Source organism: Caulobacter sp. P1_B12_2, assembly GCF_056406675.1.
In genome coordinates, this window is record NZ_JBFTZS010000194.1 from 1 (window position 1) to 8,171 (window position 8,171).

At 68.8% G+C, this 8,171-nt stretch carries 7 protein-coding genes; 2 read left to right on the forward strand and 5 right to left on the reverse strand.

Annotated elements, in window-relative coordinates; genetic code table 11:
• A partial coding sequence (locus AC1DZ6_RS13465) for an ATP12 family chaperone protein (RefSeq protein ID WP_477097672.1) occupies nucleotides 1-687 on the reverse strand: 687 nt, incomplete at its 3' end.
• Nucleotides 688-777: 90 nt separating this feature from the next.
• On the opposite strand from AC1DZ6_RS13465, the gene AC1DZ6_RS13470 reads away from it, so the two are divergent.
• Both AC1DZ6_RS13470 and AC1DZ6_RS13475 read left to right on the forward strand, forming a co-directional pair.
• Nucleotides 778-2,160: a DUF1800 domain-containing protein gene (locus AC1DZ6_RS13470; RefSeq protein ID WP_477097673.1), complete on the forward strand. Its 1,383-nt coding sequence runs from the start codon at nucleotides 778-780 to the stop codon at nucleotides 2,158-2,160.
• Nucleotides 2,157-3,491: a DUF1501 domain-containing protein gene (locus AC1DZ6_RS13475; RefSeq protein ID WP_477097674.1), complete on the forward strand. Its 1,335-nt coding sequence runs from the start codon at nucleotides 2,157-2,159 to the stop codon at nucleotides 3,489-3,491. The genes AC1DZ6_RS13470 and AC1DZ6_RS13475 overlap by 4 nt, the downstream gene beginning before the upstream one ends.
• Nucleotides 3,492-3,493: 2 nt before the next feature.
• On the opposite strand, the gene AC1DZ6_RS13480 is transcribed toward AC1DZ6_RS13475, so the two are convergent.
• The 4 genes from AC1DZ6_RS13480 to crcB form a co-directional block, all read right to left on the reverse strand.
• Nucleotides 3,494-6,109 (reverse strand): glycosyl hydrolase 115 family protein, encoded by a 2,616-nt coding sequence (locus tag AC1DZ6_RS13480; protein WP_477097675.1) that lies wholly within the window; start codon nucleotides 6,107-6,109, stop codon nucleotides 3,494-3,496.
• A gap of 116 nt (nucleotides 6,110-6,225) precedes the next feature.
• Nucleotides 6,226-6,432 (reverse strand): hypothetical protein, encoded by a 207-nt coding sequence (locus tag AC1DZ6_RS13485; RefSeq protein ID WP_477097676.1) that lies wholly within the window; start codon nucleotides 6,430-6,432, stop codon nucleotides 6,226-6,228.
• Between the two features lie 60 nt (nucleotides 6,433-6,492).
• Nucleotides 6,493-7,482: an RluA family pseudouridine synthase gene (locus AC1DZ6_RS13490; RefSeq protein ID WP_477097677.1), complete on the reverse strand. Its 990-nt coding sequence runs from the start codon at nucleotides 7,480-7,482 to the stop codon at nucleotides 6,493-6,495.
• Nucleotides 7,479-7,865 (reverse strand): fluoride efflux transporter CrcB, encoded by a 387-nt coding sequence (gene crcB, locus AC1DZ6_RS13495; RefSeq protein WP_477097678.1) that lies wholly within the window; start codon nucleotides 7,863-7,865, stop codon nucleotides 7,479-7,481. The genes AC1DZ6_RS13490 and crcB overlap by 4 nt, the downstream gene beginning before the upstream one ends.
• Nucleotides 7,866-8,171 lie beyond the last annotated feature (306 nt).

Below are 8,171 nucleotides of genomic sequence, written 5' to 3' on the forward strand. Positions count from 1 at the left end.
GGCCTCGACCGCCAAGGCCTCGGCGCGCGCGGTCGCCTCGGTGTCCTGGCCCCAGGTCTGCGCCTGGAAGATCTCCTCCAGCCGCGACAGGTCCAGCGCCTTGCGGCCGGTAACCTTGCCCGACCGCAGCGCCAGAGCCAGGACGGTCGAGCCCAGCAGGCCCGCGCCATAGGCCACGCCGGCCAGGGTGAAGTCGTCCATCGTCAGGGCCAGGGCTTCGACCGAGGCCAGGGCGGCCGGCGGCTGGGCGGTGTGGATCACGCCGCTGACCGGTGTCAGGTTCAGACCCAGTTCGGCCTTGGCCCAGTCCAGCATGCCGCCCCAGTCGCGCTTCTGGCGTTCGACCAGGGGCGTGGGATGGTCGGCCCAATAGCAGAGCAGGTCCGAGCCGGCGTAGGCGGCGACCTCGGCGGCCACCTCGGCCCGAGTCTCGCGGATGCGGTCGATGGCGGTGAAGGCCAGGCGGGTGGCCGGCATGGCCGTGCTGTCGATCACCTCGACCTGGGCGTCCCACTCGGCGGCGACCAACTGGGCCAGGACCAGGGTCGGCAAGACCAGGGGCGCCTTGGCGGGCGACTTGGGCGTGCGACCGTCCAACAGAACGGCGAAACCGCCCTCCACCTGCCCTGCGACGGCGGCCTTGTAGAAGCGGCGGGGGCGTTGCAGCAGATCGGGCTTGTCGGCCAAGGAGAACTTCTTTTCAGTCCGGACATCAAAACATCGGTTTCATCGCGTTGAATGGTCAAACAACGCCGCCGATGCAAGAGGACGCGTAGTTTGAACCTGCCTTCCAACGACATGATGGCGGCGATCGCCACGACCCGTTTCGGCCTCGGCGCGCGCCCGGGCGAGATCGACGCCGCCCGCGGCGACCCGCGCGGCTTCCTGACCGCCCAGATCCGGCCGGAGGGCGCCGACCAGCCCCAGAGCAACGGCGAGAGCGCGGCCCAACGCCTGGCCGAGTTTCGCGCCTATCGCGAACAGGCCCAGCTCGCCCGCAACGGCGGCCAGAGCCAGAACGCGGTCTTCAAGGCTTCCCAGAAGATGCTGCGCGACCAGACCGCGGGCGATTTCCTGGCCCGGGCCAGGCTGGGCGCGAACACCGACGCGGCCTTCCGCGAGCGTTGGGCCTTGTTCTGGGCCAACCATTTCACCGTCTCGGCCACCAGCATGGCCACCGGTTCGGTGGTCGGGCCGTTCGAACAGGAAGCCATTCGCCCCCACGTCTTCGGCCGGTTCGAGGACCTGCTGGTCGCGTCTTCCACCCATCCGGCCATGCTGATGTACCTGGACCAGGCCCAGTCCGTGGGTCCCGAAAGCCGCGCATCGAACTTCCAGCGCAAGAAGGGCGGCAAGGTCGGCGGCCTGAACGAGAACCTGGCGCGGGAGATCCTGGAGTTGCACACGGTGGGCGTCGGCGCCGGCTACAGCCAGGCCGACGTGACCGAGTTCGCCCGGACCATGACGGGCTTCAGCGTCGGCCGGCCCAAGGACCCGGTTCCGAACCAGTTCCTCTTCCGCGACAACGCCCACGAGCCCGGCGCGCGGATGGTGATGGGAAAGCGCTACCCGCAGAAAGGTCAGAACCAGGCCCTGGCGGTGATGCGCGACCTGGCCGACAGCCCCCAGACCGCTCGCCACCTCTCGACCAAGCTGGCCGCCCATTTCGTCAGCGACACGCCGCCGCCCGCCCTCGTGGCCAGGCTGGAGAAGACCTATCTCGACAGCGGCGGGCGCCTGGACGAGATGGCTCGCGCCTTGATCGCCGCGCCGGAGGCTTGGGATCCCGCCCCCGCCAAGTTCAAGACGCCCTATGAGTTCGCGATCTCGACCTGGCGGGCCGTGGACGCCGAACCGTCGGCGATCGGCAAGCTGGCGATGCTGACGGACCTGGGCCAGAAGCCGTTCTCGCCCCCCTCCCCCAAGGGCTGGGCAGACGACGCCCAGACCTGGTGCGCGCCCGACGCCCTGATCAAGCGCCTGCGGTTCAGCGAGGGCTTCGCGGCCGTCGTCGCTGACCGCCTCGACCCCAACCTCCTGGCCCAGACCGCCCTGGGCGCGCGCCTGACCCCGCCGGTCGCCAAGGCCGTCGCCCGGGCCGAGACCCGCCGCGAGGCCATGGCCCTGTTGTTGATGAGCCCGGAGTTCCAACGCCGATGAACGCTCAGCTTTCCCGCCGTTCCCTTCTGCTGCAGGCCGCCGGCCTGGGCGTCTCGGTCAGCTTCCTGGGCGGTTCGGCCTTCGCCGCCGCCGACGGACCTATGGCCAGGCGCAAGATGGTCGTGGTCATCTGCCGGGGCGGGATGGACGGCCTGACCGTCAGCCCGCCGGTCGGCGATCCTGACTATGCGGCCCTGCGCGGCGACGTCGCCGTGTCGGCCGACAAGGCGCTGAAGCTGGACGGAACCTTCGGCCTGCATCCTGCCCTGGAGTCGGTCCACGCCCTGGCGCTGAAGGGCCAGGCCCGCATCGCCCCGGCCATCGCCAGCCCCGACCGCGCCCGCTCGCACTTCGAGGCCCAGGACGTGCTGGAGACCGGCGCGGCCGAGGTCTACGGCGTCACCACCGGCTGGCTGAACCGCACGCTGGAGGTCATGGGACCGTCCAAGGTCGAGGGCCTGTCGGTGGGGGCCACGGCGCCGCTGATCCTACGCGGCAAGGTGCAGGCCGCCAGCTGGTCGCCGGGCAAAGGCGTCGACGAGACCGCCCGCCTGCCCACCCTGCTGCAGGACCTCTACAAGGCCGATCCGATGATGGGCCGGGCCTTCGCGCGCGGCCTGGAGACCGAGGCCATGGCCCAGGCGGCGATGACAGGCCTGAACCCCGCGCCGACGCCGGTCTCGACCGACGCGATGGCGATGGCGCCCCAAATGGCCGGCAAGGCGATGTGGCAAAACGCGGTGAACACCTCGGGCGCGACGCCTCAGGGGATGGCCGCGCCGGCCATGCCTCCGGGCGCTCAGGCGATCGCCGGCCAGCGGCAGGGCCGCGAAGCCGCCCGCAAGCTGGGTTCGACCCTGGCCGGCTTCATGGTCCAGCCCGGCGGCCCGCGCATCGCCGCCATCTCGCTGGACGGCTGGGACACCCACGCCGGCCAGGTCGGCCAGCTGAACACCCGCCTSTCCTATCTGGACGCCGTGCTGGACGGGCTGAACACCGGCCTGGGCGCCGAGTGGAGCAACACCGTGGTGGTAGCCGCCACCGAGTTCGGCCGCACCGCCCGGGTCAACGGCACCGGCGGCACCGACCACGGCACCGGCTCGACCGCACTGGTGCTGGGCGGCGGCCTCAAGGCGGGCGGCATCATCGGGGACTGGCCGACCCTGAAGCAGGACGCCCTGTTCGAGAACCGCGACGTGCGCCCCACCCTCGACATGCGCGGCCTGTTCAAGGGCGTCCTGGCCGAGCACATGGGCGTCGACCGCGCGGCTCTTGAGACCAAGGTGTTCCCCGACAGCGCGGATGCGAAGGCCGTGACGGGGCTGGTCTAGCCTCACCGCAAATCCACGATCACCTTCTCCAGCACCACGTTGTCGTCGAGGCGCCAGACCYTGACCACGCGCCGGCCGGCGGCGACGCCGTCGAAGCGCGCCTCCACCGTGTGGGCGTTGTTCTTGACCGCCTCGACCCAGGCCACCTGAGCCGGCGTCGCGGCCGCGCCGGCGGTCGGCAGCAGGCCGGCCGTCACGATCTGAACCGGACCCTCGTCGATGGAGACGCCGATCCTCATCCCGTGACCGCCGGTCGTGTCGAGGGTCGGCGCGAGGCGCAGCTTGACCGACACCGGACCGGATCGCGAAACCGAGACGCCGTACTCCAGCCGCACCCCGTCACCGTTGACGGTCGAAGGCCGCCCCTGCGGCAGGGCCACCACCGCGTCGCCCTGGCCAAGATCGGAGAGCACCGTCCAGGTCAGCCCCTTGCCGCCCACCGCGCGGTCGAACTTGGCGGCGTCGATCTCGACGACCTTCGGATCAGTCGGCTTCGACGGCGCGAACCGGATCGCGGCCTTCAGGCGCTCGGGCGGCGTGTCGGCCGACACGCGCATGACGCTGGGCATGGTCTGCTGGCTGGGGTCGTTCCAGATCACATAGCTCATATGGACCTGGTTCATCATGCCGGCCCACTTGCCGCCGTTGCGGGCGTGATAGTCCGCCGTCAGGTCGGCGTCGCGCTTGAACGCGGCCTCCACCTGGGCGGCGAAATAGTTGGCGCGCGCGTCGTTCTTCGAGGCCAGACGCCGGTTCCAAGCGGTGGCGTAGTACATCTCGTAGAGGTTGGAGAAGGCCAGGACCGGATACTCGACCAGTTGGAAGTAGGCCTCTCGCTGATCGGGACGCAGGCGCGTCCTGATCGCCTCGACCTTGCCGACCAGCGCGCGCCAGTCCTCGACCATGCCGCCGAATTCGCCGCCGTCCAGCACCGGACCCATGCCGTCGCCGAGCGCGAAGGTGTCCTGGTCGATCRACTCGGGCTTACGGCGCGAGGCGTAGGTTCCGTAGGTCGCCATGACCTCGCCGATCTCCGCGCCCAGCTCAAGCCCGAAGGYCTCGCCGGCCCACTGGCGCGGATAGGCCTCCAGGGCCCGGGGCGTCATCGCCTCGGGGTTCCAGGCCATGCGCATGAAGAAGTCGAGCGGGTACTCCAGCGGCTTGATGTCGCCGACATTGACGATCCACAGGTTCCGCGCCCCGCGCTCGTAGGCCAGGTTCATCTGCTGCCAGGTCTTGGCCACCTGGTTGGTGTTGATCCACTTGTAGTTCCGCGGCCCGCCCACATAGTCGAAGTGGTAGTAGACGCCGTAGCCGCCGGGGCGATCCAGCGCGTCCTTGCCGCCCAGCGAGGCCGCCACCGGCAGCCGCCGGATCTGGCCCCAGTTGTCGTCCGAGAACAGCAGGGTCACGTCGTCCGGCACCCGCATGCCGTGGTCGTAATAGTCCTGCACCTCCTTGTAGAGCGCCCAGACCTGGGGCGTCTGCTCGGGCGGCTTGCCGGTCACCTCGGCGATGATCTTGCGCTGGTCGGCGACCACCTTTTCCAGCAACTGCGTCGCCGTTCCCTCGGCCATCGCCTCGTCGCCGTCGCCGCGCATGCCCACCGTCACCAGGCTCTCGTAGGGCGCGCCGTCGCCCTTCGACATCATCCGCTCGATGCCGCCGCGCCAGAAGGCCCGCAGGTTGTCGCCGTTGGTCGCGTAGTCCCAACGGCCTCCCCTTTCTTCCTTAGGGGGGACGCCCTTGTCGGTGTTGCGGTGCCACTCGGCCTGGGCCCGGGTCATCGGCTCGTGGTGCGAGCTGCCCATGACGACGCCCATCTGGTCGGCCAGCACCTTGTTGCGCGGGTCGTCGTCGTTGAAGGCCTTGGGCGCCCACATGGCCGGCCACAGGTAGTTGCCCTTCAGGCGCAGGGTCAGCTCGAAGACGTGGGCGTAGAGATCCGCGTTGATCCCGCCGAACTTCGCCTTGGCCCAGCCGCTGAACGCCGGGTCCTCGTCGTTGATGAAGAAGCCGCGATACTTCACCCGGGGATGATCGGCCCGGGCGCCGGCGGTCAGGAACAGGTCGCGCTTCTTGGCCACCGGCACGTCGGCCCACCAGGCCCAGGGCGAGACGCCGATCCGCTCGGACAGATCATAGGCCCCGAAGACCGCGCCGCGCCGGTCGGCGCCGACGATGACCAGGGCGCGGGGGACGCCGGCGACGGGGTGCTCGACCACCACCTGTCGGAAGCCCTCCCATTGGCCCGCCAGGTCCTCGACCTTCAGCTTGCCGCTCTTGACCAGGCCGTCGATCACCGGACTGGCGCCCAGCACGCCGACGATCACCGTCGGGCCATTGGCCTTGGAAAGATCGGAAAGCCTGACCGCCTCGCCGCCGCCGACTCTGCCGAGGTCGCCGCGCAGGCCCTCGGCCGCGAGCCGCACAGCCGGATCGGCCGTCGGATCCACATAGACGGACGCGGGACGTCCGCCCTGGATCAAGGCCAGGCTCGTGGGCTTGCCCGTCGCGCAGACGCTGACAGGCGTGTCGCAGGCGAAGGCCGTCGGCGCGGCCAGAAGCGCGAGAACGAGGCTCAGCACGCCTCGAGACAGAAAGGGATGGATCCGCACGCTTCCTCCGAGGCCTGATCAGCCCGGAGGCGTGTCGGCCAATTATGATCTGACCAATCAAGTCCAGAGGTCAGACCATATCAGCGCGCGTGGATCGTACAAGGCGCGACGGGGTCTTACCCCGCCGCGTTCAGCTTGCGCTCGACCGCCTCGACCAGTTCCTTGACGTCCTGGTGCTTGCCGTTCTTGAAGGCGATCCGCGTACCGGTCTTCAGCGGTCCCATCAGGGGTCCGTCGGTCGGCACCGGCGCGAAGCTGAGGATCTCGACCGTATTGATCGAGACCGGCGAGTCGTCGGGACGTGTGAAGCTCACGAACGCCATGAGAAGCCCTCCTCAAGGTTGAGGCCAGAGCTTTTCACAGCCGACAAGGGTGCTCAAGCGTTAGCGGCGCTTGACCTGCCGCCGGGCGAACGGATCCTGGTCGGCCTCGTCTTCCGAGAAACCGAACTTGGCGAAGCCGGCCTTCAGTTCGGGGCTGATCGGCGCCTCGATGAACAGCATGCCGACCGAAGGGTGCGGCAGCATCACCGAACGGGCGTGAAGCTGCAGCTTGAGCCCCTCCGACAGCTGGGTCGATTTCTCGTCGCTGTATTTGGGATCGCCCAGGATCGGATGGCCGATCGCCTTCATGTGGGCGCGCAGCTGGTGGGTGCGGCCGGTGTGGGGGCGCAGGGCCATGAAGGTGACRCGAGGCCCCGCGCGGCTGATCGAGACGAACTCGGTCTCGGCAGGTTGGGCGTCCTGGTCCTTGGGCTCGGCGGGCACGACAAGTTCGCGGTCGCCGACGCCGCGCTTGGCGAGGTGCAGCTCGATGACGCCCTCGACCGGGTGCGGATTGCCCTGGACTATTGCCCAATAGGTCTTCTGCGCCTTGCGCTTGGCGAACGAGCCCGACAGGCGCGCCGCCGCGGCCGGGGTCTTGCCCAGCAACAGCACGCCGGAGGTGTCTCGGTCCAGGCGGTGGACCAGCCGGGGCCGGTTGACCCCCTCGCCCCAGGCGCTGAGCAGCTTGTCGATGTGGTGGGTGGTCTTGGTGCCGCCCTGCACGGCCAGGCCTGCGGGCTTGTTCAGCGCCAGGACTTCCTCGTCCTCGTACAGCACCAGCGACTTGGCGAAGGCGATGTCGCGCTTGGACAGCTCCTGCTTGGCGTCCGGATCGGGCGCGTCGGGCAGCGGCGGCACGCGCACCTGACTGCCGGCCGCCAGCTTGGTGTCGGCCTTGACCCGCGAGCCGTCGACCCGGACCTGGCCCGAGCGGAACAGCTTGTTGAGCTGGATGTGGTTCAGGTGCGGCCAGCGGCGCTTGAACCAGCGGTCCACCCGGACCCCGTCCTCGCCGTTGTCCACATAGAGAGTACGAACTTCTTTCATGCCGCGAAGATCCTGCGGGCGATCAAGAGGCCCGCGAAAAGGGCCGCCACGGACAGGATCACGCTGGCGGACGTATAGGTAAAGGCCTGGGCGTAGGCGCGCTTCTCGATCATCAGCGCGGTCTCCAGCGAAAAGGCCGAAAAGGTGGTGAAGCCGCCCATGACGCCGACACCGAGCAGGACTCGCCAGTGTTCTTGTTGCGCGCCGCCCCGCAGGGCCAGCCAGGCGGCCAGCAGCCCCATCAGCAGCCCGCCCGTCAGATTGACGACGAAGGTGCCGTAGGGCCAGTTCGATCCGAACAGGCGCAGGGCCTGGACGCCCACCAGATAGCGAGCGACGGAGCCAAGGGCGCCCCCGGCGGCTACAAGGAGGAGTTTGATCATCGCGCCCTTATGCGCCGGGCGGCCGCGAACGCCAAGCCGCGCCTGACGTCGCACTCGCCGGTGACGGCGCGATTGCCACTCAAGGTAACCTTAGGTAGTATCAACTTCGACCTCGGAGTCGCCGGGACCCAAACTGATATTCGACCATAAGTAGCAGCCTTAAAAACATGCATTTCGACGTTTAGTAGGATCGCAGTAACCTCGTTTGAAAACCGTGTTCCTGCACCGAGCGTTAAGGCTGTAGAGGGCATCTTATGGGCTCCTCCCGCGCCAAGGCCAACATGCCCTTCGATATGAGCCATAGCG

Excerpts from the sequence above, each read along its gene's own strand:
- crcB (WP_477097678.1), bottom strand. The coding sequence starts at position 7,865 with ATGATCAAACTCCTCCTTGTAGCCGCCGGGGGCGCCCTTGGCTCCGTC.
- AC1DZ6_RS13485 (WP_477097676.1), bottom strand. The coding sequence starts at position 6,432 with ATGGCGTTCGTGAGCTTCACACGTCCCGACGACTCGCCGGTCTCGATC.